At 60.5% G+C, this 18,797-nt stretch carries 16 protein-coding genes and 1 tRNA gene; 7 read left to right on the top strand and 10 right to left on the bottom strand.

Annotated features, from left to right (window positions below):
- Nucleotides 1–31 precede the first annotated feature (31 nt).
- Nucleotides 32–529: a VapC50 family PIN domain-containing toxin gene (locus AC1RMD_RS01210; RefSeq protein WP_492922864.1), complete on the bottom strand. Its 498-nt coding sequence runs from the start codon at nucleotides 527–529 to the stop codon at nucleotides 32–34.
- Between the two features lie 64 nt (nucleotides 530–593).
- Nucleotides 594–809, bottom strand: coding sequence for a MerR family transcriptional regulator (locus AC1RMD_RS01205; protein ID WP_492922862.1), 216 nt, complete (start codon nucleotides 807–809; stop codon nucleotides 594–596).
- A gap of 127 nt (nucleotides 810–936) precedes the next feature.
- Here AC1RMD_RS01205 and AC1RMD_RS01200 point away from each other — a divergent pair, with 127 nt between their 5' ends.
- The 6 genes from AC1RMD_RS01200 (at nucleotide 937) to AC1RMD_RS01175 (ending at nucleotide 7,411) form a co-directional block, all read left to right on the top strand.
- Nucleotides 937–1,494: a hypothetical protein gene (locus tag AC1RMD_RS01200; protein ID WP_492922860.1), complete on the top strand. Its 558-nt coding sequence runs from the start codon at nucleotides 937–939 to the stop codon at nucleotides 1,492–1,494.
- A 178-nt stretch (nucleotides 1,495–1,672) separates the two neighbouring features.
- Nucleotides 1,673–2,644 (top strand): ABC transporter substrate-binding protein, encoded by a 972-nt coding sequence (locus tag AC1RMD_RS01195; protein ID WP_492922858.1) that lies wholly within the window; start codon nucleotides 1,673–1,675, stop codon nucleotides 2,642–2,644.
- Nucleotides 2,645–2,671: 27 nt separating this feature from the next.
- A complete protein-coding gene (locus AC1RMD_RS01190; protein WP_492922856.1) occupies nucleotides 2,672–3,493 on the top strand; it encodes an ABC transporter permease in 822 nt (273 codons plus the stop codon).
- 1 nt (nucleotide 3,494) lies between these two features.
- Nucleotides 3,495–4,286, top strand: coding sequence for an ABC transporter ATP-binding protein (locus AC1RMD_RS01185; protein WP_492922854.1), 792 nt, complete (start codon nucleotides 3,495–3,497; stop codon nucleotides 4,284–4,286).
- 22 nt (nucleotides 4,287–4,308) lie between these two features.
- On the top strand, nucleotides 4,309–6,078 hold the full coding sequence (locus AC1RMD_RS01180) for an ATP-binding protein (RefSeq protein ID WP_492922852.1): 1,770 nt from the start codon (nucleotides 4,309–4,311) through the stop codon (nucleotides 6,076–6,078).
- Nucleotide 6,079: 1 nt separating this feature from the next.
- Entirely contained in the window at nucleotides 6,080–7,411 is a 1,332-nt protein-coding gene (locus tag AC1RMD_RS01175) for a sigma-54-dependent transcriptional regulator (RefSeq protein WP_492922850.1), read from the top strand.
- A 54-nt stretch (nucleotides 7,412–7,465) separates the two neighbouring features.
- On the opposite strand, the gene AC1RMD_RS01170 is transcribed toward AC1RMD_RS01175, so the two are convergent.
- Nucleotides 7,466–8,002 carry a c-type cytochrome gene (locus AC1RMD_RS01170; RefSeq protein WP_492922848.1) on the bottom strand — a complete coding sequence of 179 codons (537 nt, stop codon included), beginning with the start codon at nucleotides 8,000–8,002 and terminating at the stop codon, nucleotides 7,466–7,468.
- A 204-nt stretch (nucleotides 8,003–8,206) separates the two neighbouring features.
- Here AC1RMD_RS01170 and AC1RMD_RS01165 point away from each other — a divergent pair.
- A tRNA-Arg gene (locus AC1RMD_RS01165) sits at nucleotides 8,207–8,282 on the top strand.
- Between the two features lie 68 nt (nucleotides 8,283–8,350).
- Here AC1RMD_RS01165 and AC1RMD_RS01160 read toward each other — a convergent pair.
- The 7 genes from AC1RMD_RS01160 to AC1RMD_RS01130 all read right to left on the bottom strand — a co-directional run bounded on the left by AC1RMD_RS01160 (nucleotide 8,351) and on the right by AC1RMD_RS01130 (nucleotide 18,796).
- Nucleotides 8,351–10,330 carry a GIY-YIG nuclease family protein gene (locus AC1RMD_RS01160; protein WP_492922846.1) on the bottom strand — a complete coding sequence of 660 codons (1,980 nt, stop codon included), beginning with the start codon at nucleotides 10,328–10,330 and terminating at the stop codon, nucleotides 8,351–8,353.
- Nucleotides 10,296–13,106, bottom strand: a complete 2,811-nt coding sequence (locus tag AC1RMD_RS01155; protein WP_492922844.1) for a type 2 lanthipeptide synthetase LanM family protein — start codon at nucleotides 13,104–13,106, stop codon at nucleotides 10,296–10,298. The genes AC1RMD_RS01160 and AC1RMD_RS01155 overlap by 35 nt, the downstream gene beginning before the upstream one ends.
- Nucleotides 13,107–13,184: 78 nt before the next feature.
- The gene (locus tag AC1RMD_RS01150) at nucleotides 13,185–13,373 is read right to left on the bottom strand and encodes a hypothetical protein (protein WP_492922842.1); all 189 of its coding nucleotides are present in this window, start codon (nucleotides 13,371–13,373) and stop codon (nucleotides 13,185–13,187) included.
- Nucleotides 13,374–13,874: 501 nt separating this feature from the next.
- Nucleotides 13,875–14,762, bottom strand: a complete 888-nt coding sequence (locus AC1RMD_RS01145) for a hypothetical protein (protein WP_492922840.1) — start codon at nucleotides 14,760–14,762, stop codon at nucleotides 13,875–13,877.
- Nucleotides 14,759–16,600: a caspase family protein gene (locus tag AC1RMD_RS01140; RefSeq protein ID WP_492922838.1), complete on the bottom strand. Its 1,842-nt coding sequence runs from the start codon at nucleotides 16,598–16,600 to the stop codon at nucleotides 14,759–14,761. The genes AC1RMD_RS01145 and AC1RMD_RS01140 overlap by 4 nt, the downstream gene beginning before the upstream one ends.
- 154 nt (nucleotides 16,601–16,754) lie before the next feature.
- Nucleotides 16,755–17,789 carry an arginine N-succinyltransferase gene (locus AC1RMD_RS01135; RefSeq protein ID WP_492922836.1) on the bottom strand — a complete coding sequence of 345 codons (1,035 nt, stop codon included), beginning with the start codon at nucleotides 17,787–17,789 and terminating at the stop codon, nucleotides 16,755–16,757.
- Nucleotides 17,786–18,796 carry a GlxA family transcriptional regulator gene (locus tag AC1RMD_RS01130; RefSeq protein ID WP_492922834.1) on the bottom strand — a complete coding sequence of 337 codons (1,011 nt, stop codon included), beginning with the start codon at nucleotides 18,794–18,796 and terminating at the stop codon, nucleotides 17,786–17,788. Before AC1RMD_RS01130 ends, AC1RMD_RS01135 begins: the two co-directional genes overlap by 4 nt.
- Nucleotide 18,797: the final 1 nt, after the last annotated feature.

Here is an 18,797-nt window from a genome sequence, read left to right as displayed (position 1 = left end):
AAAGGGCCGCAGCGATGCGGCCCTTTTTAATTTAGAATTGATCGATTGATTTGCGTAGGATATTGCCGACCTTCGGCAGACCTTGACGTTCATAGGTTGCGATCAGCTGGTGTGCGGTCTTGGGTGGATTTTTGAGACGCTGTCGAAGCGTTCTGATGGCCGCTATAGTCGTCTGCGGATCAAGCGAGTATTGCGCTGCAAGGAAATCGTCCGGATGTATCGCCGGAACTCCGCACGCACCGGGAAAGTCCTTGGTATTGAAGGTAACAATTGCGGTCGCTTGGCTTGCAATTGCTGCTGCTAGTACGTGCCTATCATTCGGGTCTGGCAGTGTTAGCGTATCGATCAGGTATTCAAAATTTTCAATGACGCTGTCCTTGATGGCGGTATTCATCAATTCTGCAGTTCTAATCAGGGCTTCACGGCGCAGATCCGGGCGATTCGCAGATAGTTTTCTTATCCACTCATCTTGAATGATTTGTGTCCAGCGCGCTTGATAGATGCCAGCGGCGGCCAAACTGAGCAGCAAATCGCGTAGAGGGGCGGGTAAAGTACACACGCATCCAAGACTGCCGTAGATCGATGAGCTGCCATCAATACCCCATGTTTAGCTCCTGAGCTTGCTCTACCAGTTGCTGGAGCGCGTCCTGAGAAATTTTCGTCTGTTCGTCTTTGTATTTCGCCAAGTCCGAGGTTACTAGCGTGACTTTGCCTTCCGATAGCAGTCCCATCAGATAAGGGCCTGATACGTTCAAGTACTCTGCGGCCTCGGCGAGCGTCATATCCTGCGCGATTGGAATGCTCGACATGATGACCCTCCTGTGTTCATGGAATTTAAATCAAATACCTCCAGGGACCTTGGCATCGATCAGCGATCAGCCTCTTTTTCAATTCAGAGTAAACTACGGGCTTCGAATTACAAGAAACCGGTACCCCATGCGCTTGCGTTATTCCGCACTCCTCGTTTTGCCCCTGCTGCTGGCCGCTTGCGGCGATTCGTTCACGCCTGTCGATGTCTATATGGCGAAGACGCCGGAGTGCGCCACCTGGCAAGAAGGCTCGCGCTACCAGTTGCCGCGCGGGATCAGCGTGGCGACCACGCCGCCGGTCACGCTGCCGGATGGCGGCGCCGAGTTCACCTTCGTCTACCTGGTGCCGCGCGGCGAGCGGGCCATGTTCCTGACCCGCGAGTACCACGTCACCACGCCCAAGGGCCCGGTGATCGCCAAGGCGGAACTGGTCAGCTTCTACCAGCGCGCCACCAACTCGCGGCCGGAAATCGTCGAGGCCATCCCCAAGGTGCCCGACATGTTGGTCGCCGGCGCCACCAGCGACGATACGATCTGGCGCGTGCGCCTGCGCGTGAAGGACAAGCTGCCGGAACGCTTCGACGTGGTGCCGCCAGCCTTCGAGATCGCGCTGACCAAGTACCCGATGCGCACCTTCACCTATCGCTACTTCGCCGACCGCAAGGCCTTCGGCCTGTGCAGCTGATGTGCCGCCAAGCTTGGCGGATTTCCGCATAAGCACCGCCCGGTTCATGCGGTTTTCCGCCTGAATCGCCGCGCGCCGGTTTCGCCATCCCTTATAAATCAATGACTTGAACCGCGGCCCGTGCTTGGCACGGAAGCTGCAATGTCTCCCGGTAACTACAACCACAAAGGAGACAAGCATGTCCAAGTTCCGTCTGTTATCGCTGACGCTCGCCATCGCCGCCGCTGCGTCCGGCGCGCAAGCGCAAGAAGTGGTCCGCCTCGGCAACCTCAAGTTCGCCCACTACGGCGCCGTCTCGTACATCAAGGAAATCGCGCCCAAGTGCGGCATCAAGGTGGAAGAGCACGTCTTCGCCAAGGGGCCGGACGTGATGCAAGCCATCCTGGCCGGCGAGCTCGACGTCGGCGCCACCGCTTCCGAGGCGGCCATCTCCGGCCGCGCCAACGGCGCGCCGATCTATGTGGTGGCCGGCTTCGCCAAGGGCGGCGCGCGTCTGCTCGCCCGTCCAGGCAGCAACATCAAAGCCATCAAGGATCTGAAGGGCAAGAAAGTCGGCGTCACGCGCGGCGGCATTCACGAAGTGCTGCTGATCGCCGAACTGGCCCAGGCCGGCCTGAGCGCCTCCGACCAGCCGGGCAAGGATGTGCAGCTGGTGTTCCTGGCGTTCGCCGACCTGAACCAGGCGCTGATGGGCAAGAACCTGGACGCCATCATGCAAAGCGAACCGCAATCCTCGCAGGCCATCAACAAGGGCTACGGCGTCGAAGTGATGAAGCCCTACGACACGCCGATCGGCCCGCCGGTGCGCACCATGGTGATGAGCGAGAAGTTCTACAAGGAACACCGCGCCACCGCCGCCAAGTTCATGAGCTGCTTCGTGCAGGCCACCAAGCTGTTCATCGACAACCAGCCGGTCGCCGAGAAATATGTGCGCGAAGTGATCTTCAAGAACCAGATCAGCAAGGACGATTTCGACGACGCCATCAGCAATTCGCCTTACAGCTACGACATCACCGCCGAGCACATCCAGATCACCACCGACGTGATGGCCAAGCACGGCACCGGCAAGATGCGCGCCGCGCCAATCGCCAAGGACTGGGTCAAGACCGACCTGCTGGACGCGGCCAAGAAAAGCCTCAACATTCAATAACTGCGTCCAATAAAACGGAGACACATCATGAGCAAGCAAGACTGGCGGCAATCCGCCTCGGGCGCGGTGGTGCCCATCCTTATCGTCGCCCTGTGGCAAGCCAGCGCCATGCTGGGCTGGGTCAACCCGCAGGTGCTGCCGTCGCCGGTCGCGGTGGTGCAGAAGTGGATCGAGTACCTGCTGCCGTTGACGGCCTACGATCCGTCGGCGCAATCGTGGCTGGGCTGGGCGCTGTCCGGCGAGCTGCTGGGCGACACCTTCAGCAGCATGTACCGCGTGATCGTCGGCTTCGCCGTCGGCGCCGGCCTGGCGCTGCCGCTGGGTTTGTTGATGGGTTCGAGCCAGCGCATGTATGCGTGGCTCAATCCGCTGATGCAGGTGCTGCGGCCGATTCCGCCGATCGCCTACATTCCGCTGGCGATCCTGTGGTTCGGCCTGGGCAATGCGCCGGCCGTGTTCCTGATCGCGCTGGGCGCTTTCTTCCCGGTGCTGGTCAACACCATCGCCGGCGTGCGCCAGGTGGACGGCATCTACATCCGCGCCGCCCGCAACCTGGGCGTCAGCCAGCGCACCATGTTCGTCCGCGTGATGCTGCCGGCCGCCGTGCCCTACATCCTGTCGGGCGTGCGGATCGGCATCGGCACCGCCTTCATCGTCGTGATCGTGTCGGAGATGATCGCCGTGAACAATGGCCTCGGCTTCCGCATCCTCGAAGCGCGCGAATACTTCTGGTCCGACAAAATCATCGCCGGCATGATCAGCATCGGCCTGCTGGGCCTGATCATCGACGTCGGCATGAACAAACTGAACAATCATTTGCTGCGCTGGCACCGCGGCCTGGAGAACTGACATGACCCATATCGAAGTCAAAGCCGTCAACAAGGTCTTCAAGACCGACAGCCGCGAAGTGATCGCGCTCAAGGACATCGACCTGGAAATCCCGCAGGGCCAGTTCGTCTGCCTGCTGGGGCCTTCGGGCTGCGGCAAGTCCACCTTGCTGAACGCGATCGCCGGCTTCTCGCTGCCGTCGTCCGGCACCATCACCGCCGACAGCAAGCTGGTCACCGGCCCGGGACCGGAACGCGGCATGGTGTTCCAGGAGTACGCACTGTTCCCCTGGATGACGGTGGAAAAGAACATCGCCTTCGGCCTGGAAATCAAGGGCATGCCGCAGCCGGAGATCACGGCCAAGGTCGATCAGCTGCTGGGCATGCTGTCCTTGAGCGACTTCAAGCACCGCTTCCCGAAAGACCTGTCCGGCGGCATGCGCCAGCGGGTCGCCATCGCCCGTGTGCTGGCGCTCGATTCGCCGATCATGCTGATGGATGAACCGTTCGGCGCACTCGATGCGCTGACGCGCCGCAACCTGCAGGACGAACTGCTGCGCATCTGGGCCGAGCTGAAGAAGACCATCATCTTCGTCACCCACAGCATCGAGGAAGCGATCTACCTGGCCGACCGCATCGTCGTGATGACCTACCGCCCCGGCACGGTCAAGCGCGACCTGATGGTGGACTTGCCGCGCCTGCGCGATCCGGCCTCCGCCGAATTCAACACCCTCAAGCGCGAACTGGGCCAGCTGGTGATGGAAGAGCAGCAACGCCACCACAACGACGAGATGCGCATGGCGGCGGTGGACTGAGCAGGTGCAGTAGAATCAGCGTATGCGTGCTCAAAAAAACCTGCTACTGCTGTTCGCACTCGTGTGCGCGCTGGGCGTGATTGCCGGGTCCTTCCTGGCCGGCACCTGGCGCGCGCGCGACGAACTGCGGCGGCAGGGCCAGCGCCAGCTGCAACTGATGGCGCCGGACCTGCAATCGCTGCTGCAAAAATATGAAACGCTGCCGTTTGTACTGGGCTTCCAGCCCGACCTGATCGAAGCGCTGGCGCATCCGACCGATGCGCCGGCGATCACCCGCCTCAACAGCACGCTGCAAACCATCCAGCAGCAGGCCAAGGTGGGCGCCATCTACGTGATGGACCGCGACGGCCTGACCATAGGCGCCAGCAACTGGGACCAGCCGCTGGGCTTCGTCGGCAAGAACTTTTCCTATCGCCCCTATTTCGACGCCGCGCTGCATGGCCGGGCGGGGCGCTTCTACGGCATCGGCACCAGCACCAGCGAGGCCGGCTACTTCATCGCGCAGCCGGTGTACCGCAACGGCACGGCCGGCGGCCCGGTCACCGGCGTGGTGGCGGTGAAGATCAGCCTGGCCGACTTCGAACGCACCTGGCGCAGCAGCGACGACGCCATCGTGCTGGCCGACAGCACCGGCGTCATCTTCCTCAGCAACCGCCCGGACTGGATCTACCGCAGCCTGCATGTGCTGGACGCGGCCACCGAGCGCCAACTGGCGCACACCCAGCAATACACCGGCCAGAAGATCACGCCGCTGCGCGGCCATCCCGACCTGTTCGTCACGCAATCGGTGGGGCAGCTGGGCTGGCAGCTGATGCTGTTCCCCGGCCAGCTGCGCGTGGTGCGCACCGGCATGCAGTGGGCCGCCGCGGCGGCGCTGCTGTTGGCCTGCGCGGCGGTGTCGAGCTGGGCGCTGCACCAGCGCCGCCGCCGGCTGGAAGAACGCATGGCCTCGGCCGCCGCGCTGCAAAAGGCGGCCGATGAACTGGACGACAAGATCGTCGAACGCACGCAACAACTGCGCACCACCAACCAGCATCTGGAGAGCAAGTACGCCAAGTTGCAGGAGACCGAACACCTGCTGCGCTCGACACAGAACGAGCTGGTCCAGGCCGGCAAGCTGGCGATGCTGGGCCAGATGGCGGCCGGCATCACCCACGAACTGAACCAGCCGCTGGCCGCGATCCGCGCCTTCGCCGACAACGCCCGCGTGTTCCTGGCGCGCGGGCAGGGCGCGCAGGTCGAGGGCAATCTCGGCCACATCAGCGAGGCCAGCGCGCGCATGGGCGCCATCATCGGCCAGCTGAAGGGCTTTGCGCGCAAGGATGAGACGGTGGCGTCGGTCGACCTGGCGGCCTCGGTGCGGGCCTCGGCGTTCTTGCTGGAGAGCGAGTTCCGCCGCCACGCCGTCGCGCTGGACATCGCCGCGGCCGACGGCCTGTTAGTGACCGGCAGCAGCGTGCGCATCGAACAAGTGCTGATCAACCTGCTGCGCAACGCGCTCGACGCGGTGGAGACGGCCGAGCGGCGCGAAGTGGCCATCCGCCTGGAACGCGACGGCGCCTGCGCGCTGGTCAGCATCAGCGACAGCGGCGCCGGCATACCGGATCAGGTGGTGGCGCATCTGTTCGAGCCGTTCTTCACCACCAAGCCGTCCGGCAAGGGATTGGGCCTGGGGCTGGCGATCTCGTCGTCCATCGTGCAGGCCATGAACGGCCAGCTGACGGCGCATAATCAAGCGGGCGGCGGCGCGCGCTTCGAGCTGCGCTTGCCGCTACAACAAGAGGGAGTATGACGTGCAGGCTATTTTGATCGAAGACGAAGCCGCGCTGCGCCTGGCCACCAGCCAGACGCTGGAACTGGGCGGCTTCAGCGTGCAGGCCTGCGCCAGCGCCGAGGAAGCGCTGGCGCTGCTGCGCGCCGATTATCCCGGCGTGGTCGTCACCGACGTGCGCCTGCCGGGCCGCTCCGGCCTGGAGCTGCTGGCGCAGGCCGCCGCGCTGGATGCGGAGTTGCCGGTCATCGTCGTCACCGGCCATGGCGATGTCGAGATGGCGGTCGCCGCGATGCGCGGCGGCGCCTACGACTTCATCGAGAAACCGTTCGCGGCCGAGCGCCTGCTGGAAGCGGTGCGCCGCGCCCAGGAGCGGCGCGGCCTGGTGCTGGAGAACCGCCAGCTGCGCAGCGCCCGCGCCCAGCATCCGGACGTGCCCGACCTGGTCGGCCGCTCGGCCGCCATCGAACAGCTGAAAGTCCTGATCCGCAACATCGCCCCGGCCGGCGTGGACGTGTTGATCAACGGCCAGACCGGCACCGGCAAGGAAGTGGCCGCGCGCCTGCTGCACGCCGCCAGCGGACGCAAGGGCAACTTCGTCGCCATCAACTGCGGCGCGCTGCCGGAGTCGGTGTTTGAAAGCGAGATCTTCGGCCACGAAGCGGGCGCCTTCACCGGCGCGCAAAAACGCCGCATCGGCAAGCTGGAGTACGCGCAGGGCGGCACCGTCTTCCTCGACGAAATCGAAAGCATGCCGATGGCCTTGCAGGTCAAGTTGCTGCGCGTGTTGCAGGAGCGGCGGCTGGAACGGCTGGGCGCCAACGAGACCGTCGCGCTCGATTGCACCATCGTCGCCGCCACCAAACTTGATCTATTACAGTTGAGCGCGCAGGGCCTGTTCCGCGAGGATTTGTACTACCGCATCGGCGTGGTCAGCATCGACCTGCCGCGCCTGCGCGACCGGCGCGACGACATCCCGCTGCTGTTGGCCCATTTCGCCGCCGACGCGGCGGCCCGCTACCACCGCCCGTTGCCGGACTGGAGCGCACTGCAGATGGCGCAATGGCAGGCGGCGGACTGGCCGGGCAATGTGCGCGAGCTGCGCAATTTCGCCGAGCGGCTGGTGCTGGGCATCGCCGCTGCGGCGGCGCCTGTGCTAGCGCCGGCGCCGGAGGCCGGCGGCGTGGCCTTGTCGCTGCCGCAGCAGGTCGACCATCACGAGCGCGAGCTGATCGTGCAGGCGCTGTCGGCGGTCGACGGCAACGTCGGGCTGGCGGCGGACAATCTGATGGTGCCGCGCAAGACGCTGTACGACAAGCTGAAGAAATACCAGATCGTCACCGGCCGCAAATGATCCGGGCGTAAAAAAACCGGCCGCGTGGGGCCGGTTCATTTGGAGTGGCGGGGCTTACTTGGCTGGCGTGGCCGCTGCTGGAGCCGGTACTTCGGGTTCCTTGAACTTGCCGCCGGACTTGTTGGCCATGTAGACCACGGCGCGTGCCACTTCCACGTCGTCCAGATCCGGGTTGCCGCCTTTGGCCGGCATGGCGCGCAGGCCTTCGACAGCGTGCTTGAGTACGGTATCGTAGCCTTGGGCGAGACGAGCGCTCCAGGCGCCAGCTTCGCCGAACTTCGGCGCACCGGCGACACCGGCGCCGTGGCAGGCTGCGCAGGTCGAGGTGTAGATGGCTTCGCCGGTCTGCAGCACTTTCGGTGCGCTGGAATCTTTCAGCGTAAAGCCGGCGTCGGCGACGGGGGCGATGCGGGTAGCGATTTCTTCAGGGGCCTGGCTATTGGAGCCGGTGCCGGTCAATTTGTCTGCGGTCACGTACTGCACCAGCAGGATGATGCCAATTACTGTGACTCCAAAGAAGCCGACAACAGCAGCAACGAGCTGCTTGGGCGTTCTGATGGCGGATTCGTGTTCGTTATGTGCGTCGCTCATGATTTCCTTAACAGACTAATTTCGAAGCCGGGTGGCGTGAGAAGAAATGTATCAACCAGCTGCCTTGCAAAACCTTCACCAAACGGGCGATTATAGACTCAAAAATGCCTGCATGGAAACGCAAAGATGCTCAAAACGACACTTTCCATGGACGGGGCTCGATAAAAACGGTATCCTACGGCACACTTCAGAAATTCCCCCAGCGCGGCTGTAGCTCAGTGGATAGAGTATTGGCCTCCGAAGCCAAGGGTCGTGGGTTCGATCCCCGCCAGCCGCACCAAAATTTCCCATATAAATCAGTGATTTGATTCGCCATGACCGTCCGGTCCGGCAGGGGCCTGCGCTATGTCATTCGTCCGCGTATTGTATCCAGTCAGGCAAGTGTCCCGATTTCCTTTGTGACCGGATGGTGGACGCGAAGCTCTCTGAGTTCTCGTACCTGCTTCGCAACCAATCGTTCGATCGCCAGACATCGGCCAACGAGTCGAAGCGGCGCCAGTCGTCGCCTGCCTTGATCAGTATCGCGCGCGCGCCATTGTGTAGCCGGTGGCCGCTGCCACCGGCCCGGGCGATGGGCACCGAGATCTTTGTCGCCAGATCGACAGGGTACAGAGGACTCCCATCGAGCCCAAGCACGTTCAAAAAGGCATCGAACGGCTTTTTATTCTTCAAATAGAGTTTGCGACGCTTGCAGAACAGCGCTGACGTCGTCCCGCGCTTGCTGCCACGATAGGCATCGATTTCGGCCATCTGTTTGAAGACCCGATGGTGGTAGAGGTAGCCGGATGCCGGCACACGGCAATCCACCTCGCTCATTTCCTCGTGCAGCGGGTGTTGATCGACCGTTCGATACACGTTGAAACCTTTTGGAAACGGTAGCGGCTTGCCTGCGTTATCCTTGGCGTTGGCCCAGTTAGAGAACCAGCTTTGTACCGTGCCATGCGACTTGCCGAAATACAGCGACGCCTGGCGCATGCTGCAAAACAGCCGGTCCTGCACCTTGACGTATATGCCTAAATCAGTACCGCCCAGTAGCGAGGGATCGATTTCCGGATACTTCGGATTACCGTCCTCGTCAGGAATATTCAAGCCTTCCGGGAACACGCGCGCCGTCTCGTAGCGCGCGACCTGGCTGGCGAAAGCGAAGTAGTCGAGTTTCGCGAAATCTGTCGCATGCTTGAACCCCTCCTCGATCGTGGCGTAGCAGACGTCATTGACGATCACGGGTTTGGCGTTTTGCGCCGCCAGGGCTCGACCTGCCTCTTCCCTGGCGACCTGCTGCAGCGTGACGTTCCGTTCCTGATAAAGGTTGTTGCCATTTTCGTCCAGGATATTGAATCCCGGCGAAAAATGATCTCGTGCCACCATCCTGCGAAATAGCGCCGCAATGTTGGAGGGAGTGCCGACGTTTTCCTTCTCCGCCGCATCCGACAGCGTATGGTATCGGGTTCCGTTGACAACGAAGCGTGGATACGCGTAGCGGGTTTCCCATGCCTTCGCATACCCGTCCTTCCGGTTTTGCCTGGTACGCTCTGCAAGTTTCTCCCAGCTGAGCTCCAAGTAAAGTGGTTGGCCATCCTCGATATAGTTGAATCCTGCCGGGAAAACGTCTTGCTGCGCCCAGTACCCGTACCACGCCTTGAACGTAGCGTAATCGTGGCAATAGGACGCGCTACGGTCGACCCTGAGCGCGATCGCAATCTCATCCGGATTGTGCGCGTTGAACGCGTCCGTGATTCCCGGATAGACTTTTCCATTAAACTTAACCGGTTGGCGGGCCAGTTGACTTAAGTGGTCTAGCACATGCAGCGGCATGGGCACGCCGCTGACTCCCTCGCCTCCCGAGGTCTGGTTCGTCAGGACGCCGGAGCCTTCTTTGCGGCGTCCCCAGTGGGCGATAAGCTTGCACTCCAGATCGTTCGCGTAGACTTCGGATTCGCAGGGGATCATTTGGACTAAAACCTGATCGCGCCCAACCTTCCGAATGGTATGAATCTTGTGTTTGTTAGCGCTGGTTGAGTACCCATCGGACATGTTCGACTCGGTATAGTGGAAGGTGTAACGCCGATTGCTGCCCTTGCCCACATAAAATGCCTCGCCTGCTCGATCGACATCCGGGCCTGCCGGCCGGCGCAAAATATACACATAGAACGCCACACTGTCACCAATCGCCAGCGAACGCGAATTGATCAGGTCTGGATATAAGAAAGCGGGCAATGGGCCGAAAAAGGGAACTTCCAGAAGGCATGGAACACGGTGCGCCCCATTCGTCGTATCAGCATGCGGATCACTATTACCGTCGTTCGTGCATATCGCATCTGTCATCATTCATCCTGTCGGCTTGCCCACCATAGGGAATAATACATGGCAATTCCGGATCCAGGGAGCGCAGCATTAAATAGGCAATGCCACCGGTTCCGCGAAACAGTGAAGGGTTTTCTGCCGCAAGGTGCGAAGGGCGATGGCTCCGGTAATGCAGACTCGCGCGTTTTTTCTGTGTCAGCACAGCGATCTGTTGCGCCACATACTGACGTAAATCGTCGTCCTCCAGGACTCTGGCTGCTTCCAGCAAGAAATCGAGACGGCCACTGTTTCCGCAGCAATAGATATCCCCACCACTGGACAAGGAATTCTTGGTTGACGAGATGGCGGCTTTCACGTCGGCCAACAGGCGGTCGTCTTTTAGGATTTCATATCCATATAGACGGCTCAGTCCGATTCCAGGGGAGCCATGGCACCAAGCCGTTTGGCAATGTGTCCCGCTTCCGCGCAAATCGCGCCAGTTATTTTTATTCTTGTCGAAGTAGAAATTCTCGAAGTTGACGGCGTCGTAGAAGGCGTCCCGATACTTATCGACGCATGTGATTGAATGCAGCTGCAAAAGCGAATTCGCGATGCCGGATGCGCCATGGGAAAAGCCGGTCAGCGGCTGCGAGAAATCATCCAACTTCCAGGCGGCATGGCCAGACAATCGATCCATCCGCTGGCGAGACAATAAATGCTCGCCTATCAATGTCATTGTCGTCAAAACCGCCGGCGCTTTGGTAAGGCGGTACAGCGTCGCCAGGACACTCAAGCTACCGGCGGTCCCTCTCATGAAATCCAGGAACCGGTCATTGAAAATACGCTCCGGCGTCACCAGGCTGGCCAGCATGAGGGCGGCACTTCTATAGCGGGCGAAATCGACGTTGATCAAGATGTAAATCAGGCCGGATATGCCGGTGCAGTAGGAAATGTCCAGATCGTTTGAAGACGGCTTCGCGCCCAGGGTCAAGGCAGTTTCAATTTCCTGCTCCAGTACGGAATGGACGATGGTGTCGTACTGGGGATCTCGGGTAATCCTGGCCACGGCGGAGATGAATAACGAAATGCCTGACGCGCCACAGTACAGCGACCCTCCCAGGGAACCGCAGATCAGCTCGTCGTTCGCGTCTTTTTCATAGCCGTTCCAAAAATATCTCCCATCAATATTGCATACGGAATTCTTGATTGAGTCGGCTATCGTCGCTATTTCTTCGATAAGCATCGGCTCTTGGCCTGTTTGATATCGAGACAAATGACAGGATTCGATCAGTTCTGTCTGTGCGGTTACGTCATCTTCATTCAGGTTCTGTAGCCGAGTTAGTACAAAATCATAGGGGGTTTCGGCGTAATGATTGCTGAGTATTAAATCGTTGGACTCCATCAGATACAAGGATGAGGTGTTCCCCAGCAGATACGGCGTATCCATGCGCTCGATGGCGTTCGCCTCCATCTTGATGAGACTATCTTTTGCCTCGTCGGCAAACGAAAGACTCGTTGGATTTTTTCGAAGATGGGCGTCGATCATCTCCCGCCGGGAAAATTCTGACTGCAATGCGGCTGGCGTGCAGGAATTTTCAAGTATGGTCCGGTAGGTCTGCGTCGGGCGAGCGATGATTCGAATGATCTTGTTTTGAAATACCGAAAAAGGATGGTCGTTTCCTGCAAGGAGGCCACGGTTGGCCAAAAACCAGTGACATACTCTTTCAAAACCAGAAACAATATCGCTCAAGTATTCTTCCGGCGATACTTTTCGATTCTCTAATACGGGCTGGTTTTTCGTCGCCCTGAACTGCGTTTCTTCCTGGGCAAGGCCGATGGTATCGGAATCCGTATTTTTCCAGGTCCACGCCTTGATGCCGGATTTTCTTGTTCCGTTCGCGCCGAATCCGCTGACATCGCAAACCATCGGCTTGCCGTCGCTGTCGTACCCCGGCGAGATCAAGCCGGTGCTGTAGACATTGTAGGACGCCGCGTCGGTGAAATTGAATAGACATTCCAGGTCGACCAGTACCGGATATTCTCCGCAGGCCACTATGTTTTCGAAATGAAAATCCGTTCCCATCAAGAGATAGACTATGGCCAGCAAGGATCCGCAACGCTGGTAATAGCGCTTGAGCGCAGCGATGGATGAGCAGGGACCGTGGTCGACATACTCGGCCCACGAATAGGCGCCTTGATCCAGGACTGAAAAGGTCTTCAGGTCCAGGCCGGATATGGCCAGATTCAACGATGCGACCAGGTGCATAAATGCCAAGTCGAGGCCGCCGGAGCGCGGCTTGTAGAGGATCTTCTTTCCACAGGCAAGTTGAAGTATCACTGTGCTCTTGCCATTCTGGTGAGCGTCGCCGAGGTCGCCGTGGATGTGGGCGAGGTCAGCTATCGGCTTTGATTCATTTAATGCTTGGGCAAGCAGATTTCTGTCGGCATGAAAATTACGTTCAAGCTCGTTCCGATAATTCGCATACTGTTCAATTCGCTTCTCTTTCAACGCTTGCAGCAATGGGTATTTCTTGATGATATTTTCAATTTCATTATTTTTTTGAAATTCCAGTATGTAATTTTTAATAATTGAATTTCCGACACCCTGCAACCGGCTGTGCTCTGGAAAAAGCAAGGCAGCGAGTTCAATTTTCTGGTTGTGGGAAATATAGTCTTTGTCGAACACAAATTTACTGAGCCACAACAAATTGTCGCGTAGGCTATCCCGATCAAAATTCCTCTCGGAAAGAAGGTGCGCAAACGAAGTCTCGTGCAACATCAGTATGTTGGCCAGCGCGCTGAAAGGGTTGCTCTTTGTCATGGGTCGGGTGTTGCTAATAAAATTGATGCCAAATATTACTTTTGCCGAAAAAAAGCCGCCCGGACGGGCGGCTGGACTTTATAGCGTGCTGCCGATGATGCTGAGCGCTACGCAAGCGCAATCGGCGCTCGGTGGCGACGTTTCGTAATCTTTGTTGAACGACAAAGTGGTCTTGTAGCCATGTTTCTCTGCTACACCGGCAATGGCTGCAGCCAGTTCCAATTGCATGGATTGATTCGACTTAACGGCTTCCAGGAATTTTTTCATGATGGGCTTTCGAAGGTTGCTTAATTTATTCGTCAGCGTATGAGCGCTTTCGAATCCGTTTTTTTAGATGGGTTCTGGTCTCCATCCATTTTGTCGACCAATATAGGGCGGCGAAATTACTTGAAGATATGAAGGCTATTTCACTATCGGATTCATACAATGAATCCAATAGTGGTTATCTAGCAATCGCCGTGCCAATGAGAATAGATGGGTCTATATGCGCCGGAAGGGCCGAGGTGGAGAGTTGTGCTGCACTGCGCAGTGCGACGCGAGCGGAGAAAAAGCCCCGCTTTACATGTCAATTAGAGGTCTTTACATGTAATCGCCAAGATGATCTTGTGGTGTTTGTCAACCTAGTTGTCGCGTCATCTCAAGCTGCTTGCTTTAATTTTTCTGGCACCTTGGGGGATGGCCTTAATCAGCTCGTCAGCGAGCTTGTGTCTTGCCCGGGGCGCGCTACAAGCCTGGCTTCAGCCCGGATCCAGCCGCGTTCGATTGAACTCAACGCATTGCATCATAGATGGCGGTGGCGATTACCCTGGCGCGGAGGTAATCGACTATGCCATGCCGGTTGTCGCTTTTGTTGTCGATGCTGCTATCGTTGGAGACCACCGGGGAACCTCGGTACTCGGATGGGGGAATTTCGTAGAGCGCGACCGTGTCTGCCTTGTCACGCGCATTGAACCAGCGGCCCACTCCTGCCGGCGCCTTGCGGGGGCCGGTGTCCGACGGCAGCCGGGAAGAGATCGCATTGATGCCGAGCGGCGAGCCGATCGTGATCCACGCCTTGATGTTGTTGCGTTTCGAGCGGTTCATCAAGAGGTTATAGGCGACGATGGTGCCGAGAGAGTGCGATACGATGACGCAAGGCTCTTCAAGCGGGATGGCGGTATCGACGATGGCGTTGATCTGCAGCCGCAGGCCTTTCCTGGTGAGGTAGTACCAGACGTCGCGCGTCAGCAGTTCAATCGAGCCCTGGCCGACGCCGGGCACCCGGTCAAGCAAGCGCAGCGCGGCCAGCACGACTTTCCAGTTTTGGACGTCGCGGTCGACCACCGGTTCGTTGGCCTCGACGGCAATCGCGTCGAGCGAGATGCCTTTGCTCCGTGCGATCTCAAGCACCATGGCCTGCATGAACTCCTGTTCTTCGGCTGACGGCGCAGATGCCGCGGCGCCGCGGTCAACCAGCTGGTTGAAAGCCGCACGGCCAGCCTGCTCGGTCAGCTTGAAAAGCAGATCGCCATAGTACGGGAACACGGTGTCGAAGGCGGCGGGCGGCGGCAGGCCGGCAGCGGAAAAACCGGCCAGCGCGGCCTCTTTCCAGGTGTTCCCCAGTTCGGCGGCGACTTTGCCCTCCTGCGCGCGACCGTGGACGAAAACGACTTTCATTGCAATTCTCCTCGTTCTAGCGCAGCCAGCAACGGACCTACGTCTTGCACCCGAAACGTCGTCCATTCGGCATTCAGTCGGGCGCGGCCGGCCGCAATAATCGCCGGGTGCAGGCACTCTTTGTCCAAGTACGCGTCAAGCATGCTCCAGCCCAGGGTCATCATCGGGCAAAACGGCGCGAAACCCGGCGGCCTTTGTGCCGTGCTGATGCTTATCTGGCGGGCAAGCATGGCCACGTCGAAAGGCACCGGCGCGGCCGCCAGACCATGCGCCGGCGCGATTGAATCGTAGGCATTCATCCATTCATACACCGAGCGCACACCAACGTCGCTTCCTGAGAGCGCATAGGCATAGGTGGAATAGATGCCTAGCGTCGGATCAGCGCGCTTGCTGAGACGCAGGAAGTCCGCCAACTGCTCTCCTTCTACAGCGGCCAGCCGCTGTAGCTTACCTGATGCCGCCAACGCGGCCGCCAGCGACCTGCGCTTGGCCAGCAGCGGCGGATCCAGATCAGTATCGGTCGCAAAGCGCCGGGCGTATTGCGCCGATACGTCGAACGTCAGCGACGCGACGCGCCCATCAACTAGCCGCAGTGTCCCGATATAGCCCGGCAAGACGGGAACAATGCACATCGTTCCGCCGCGGAACAGCAGCGCCGCCGAGCCGCGGTGCGGCCGCATCGCCGACAAGGAAGGATATAAACGAACGTCGGACGAGGGGCGCCCATCGTAGCCGTCGATGATTTCGCCGCTGGCGCCGCCTGACAGCAGAACCTGGTCCAGCGATCCACCGATAACGCTGTAGCCGGTACCGGTTTCGAACGCTAGCCGCCCCTGGCCGCCACCGGCGGCATGGTCGGGATGGAGGGTCAAGCCGGCCTCGCTTGCGCTGGTTTCGATTCCAGGCCGCGGAAAGGGCTGCGTCACCTGGAATGCCACGTCATCCAGCGCGACGCTCCGCAGTTTCGCCGTCTCCGCCAGCACGGCGAGACGTCTGGCCCGGGGCGTCGATCTGCGGGGGGCGCGCAGCGATCTGGCGGGTGTTGTCGGCACTGAGGCGTAGGCAAAAAATTGCGGCGTCCGCGATGTGACGAAGAAATCTGGAGCCTGCGAGAACGACGGTGTCTGCTGCTCGGCGCGCAAGGGAACCTCGGCTGACAGGCAGGTCTCGAGGTTCCAGGCCGGAATGACTGCGACGTTGGGGGCCAGACCTGCGCGCGACTCGCAGGTGTCGGAGGGCGGGCGTCGCAACACATCGACCAGCACCTTGGTGAAGAAACCTTCGCCGTTGAACTCCTTCGCGGTCTGCGACGGCTCGGTGGCATAGAATACGTCGACCTTTGATTTGCGCGCGCCAACCATGGGGCGCCGTTCCAGGGCCGGCTTGCCGGAAACCGTGCCCAGCGGGCCGAACGGGTCGACAGCGTTGCGGCAGGCATCGCTGATCAGGACGACGTTGGGCACCGTCGAGTACCAGGCATTGGCGATGGTCGGGGCTATCGCGATAGCCTCGTCTTTGTAAGTCCCGATCTCCGATAGCAGGACTTGTTCGTCGCCGCCGGATTTCACGATGCCGTGGCCGGCAAAGTAGAGGATAAGCAGGTCGAGATCGCCGCGCTCGATTAGCCGTTTCACCGCATCTTGCACCGCCCGCGCCGACACCTTTTTGCCACCAGTATCGACCAGCATTTCGATCACCGCGTTGACCCCGAACGTCGATTGCGAACTCAGCCAATCAGCAAACAGAGCGGCCCCGGATGCGGCGCCGGCAAGTCTGCGCAGCACGCCGGTGTCATCGACGCCGACTGCCACCAATCCGACATTTCGAATAGTCGCCATGTAATGATTGTTTTTGTTGAATGCAATAACGATAACTATCTCGCGTCAACGACTGGTAGTCAAGCGCCATATGTTGTGCCGCGCTGCATCGTGCCCACTGAATGAACCTTTGCGCCGGTTCTCGACCGGATTCTCCGGGGGGGGGGGCGCCAGTTCATTCGTCGATCCGGACCGCACAGGCGCGCGCCCCTACGGCCAGCCCCAGCCGCTGCAGCGCCGGGCGCTCCAGTCGCAGGCTGTCGTCGACGAATTCGCCGCGCGCCAGCGTGGCGCGGAAGTCGGCGCGCTCCAGATTGCCCACCAGACAGACGTCCCCGGCCTCGTCGGCCAGGCTGCGCACATCCACATCCACGTCCTGCGTCGCCACCACGGTGCGCAACATGGCGACCCGCGCTTCGGCGATCGGCCCGCCGTCGAAGATGTCGACGTAGGAGTCGACATCAAAGCCTTCCGCCACCAGTATGCCGAACGGCAGTTCGCCGTCCGGGTGCAACTGCCCCATCGCCCACTGGGCGTCCTTGGTCAGCAGGGAAACATACACCGGCATGCGCGGCATCAGCTCGGCGATGAAACTCTTGGAGCGCCCGCCGGTGCGTTGCTCGGCCTCGGGAAACGGCATCTTGAAAAAGCGGTGTCCGAGCGCATCCCACACCGGGCTGTTGCCTTCGTCGTCGCACAGGCCGGGGTTTTCCGCGCCCATCCTTTCCGCGAACAGCTGCGGATAGTTACGGATGAACAGCAGTCGCCCGCGCGACAGCAGTTGCGGCGCCAGCGTCGCGCCATATTCGGGCTCGATGTAAAACGAACTGAGCAAGGTATGGCCGGACAAGTCCTCGCATAAACGCAGGATGTGTTCGCGATTGCTGATGCCCAGTTCCTCGCTGCCGTGCACCAGGAATTCATTGCGATAGCAATAGAACGGACCGCTGGCGGCGGCACTGGCGACGATGCCGCTGGTGCCGACCACCCGGCCCGCGCGCAAGTCCTCCAGCACGAAGTGGTAGAGCTCGTCGCCGCTGACCGGGCCAGCGCCGGCGAAGGCCTTGAGCGAACGCTCAACGCGCTCCTCCAGCCGGTCGCGGCCGGGTTTCAGGGTGCGGATGCTGAAGGTCGCCGCCTTGGAAAATTCTACGATGACATCGAGATCGTCCAGGGTCGCCGGACGCAACAGATAGTCCAGGTGATTCATTGCGTGTCCTCTCCGCCGATGTCGGTCTCGGCTTGCGGCATGGCGTGCTGCGCGCGTTCCTCGCGCGGCGTATGGCCAAAATAATTGCGGTAGGTGGTGGAAAAATGCGAACCGGACGTAAATCCGCACACCAGCCCCACCTGCAATATCGATAGCGTGGTCTGTTTCAGCTGGCGGCGCGCATGCTTGAGCCGCAGTTCCAGATAATAGCGCGAAGGCAGGGTATCGAGATGCTGGCGGAACAGGCGCTCCAGCTGGCGGCGCGACACCCCGATCAGCTGGGCGATGTCCTCCGCCGGCAAGGGCTCGGCCAGGTTGGCGGCCATCAGTTCCAGCGCGTCCTTGAGGCGCGCCGATCCCACCGCCGGTTGCGCCGAGGAGGGCACCGGCTGGCGTTCGTCGCCGCCGCGCACCCGGTCCAGCCCCAAGCCGGCGGCCACTTCCGCCGCGAACACGTTGCCATGGCGTTTGCCCAGCCAATGCAACAACAGATCGAGTACCGCTGCGCCGGAACCGGCACTGATGCGGTTGCGGTCGATCTCGTACAGGCCCGGCGTGAAAACGGTGGCGGGGTAACGTTCCATCGCCTCCGCCTGGATGCGCCAGTCGATCGCCGCCCGATAACCATCGAGCAAACCGAGTTGTGCCAGCAACTGCGCGCCGGTGCCGCTGGCCCCCAGCACCCAGGCGCTGTCGTTGCCGAAGCGCTGCAACTGCTGCCCGAGGCTGTGGTCGGCCGGCTCGGCCAGCCGCTCGTCGATGGGCTCGCCGGCAATCAACAGCAATAAACCGGCTTGGTCGGGATGGAGCCGGGCCAGCGGCTCGGCCGCCAGCGCCAGGCCGCATTGCGTCTGCGCGGTCTCGGCGTCGGGGCTGTACTGGCGCACCCGGTACAGCGGCGCGCCCTCGACCCCGTTGGCGATGGTGAACACGGAACGCACCGCTCCCAGCGTGAACAGCGAGAAGCCGGGCAGCAAGATCAGCGAAACGAAAAAGGGATGCCCCATA

This window comes from Duganella sp. GW822-FHT06D06, from assembly GCF_058799615.1.
The sequence above is the reverse complement of the archived record's forward strand: the minus strand, read 5'-3'. Positions and strand labels throughout refer to the sequence as shown.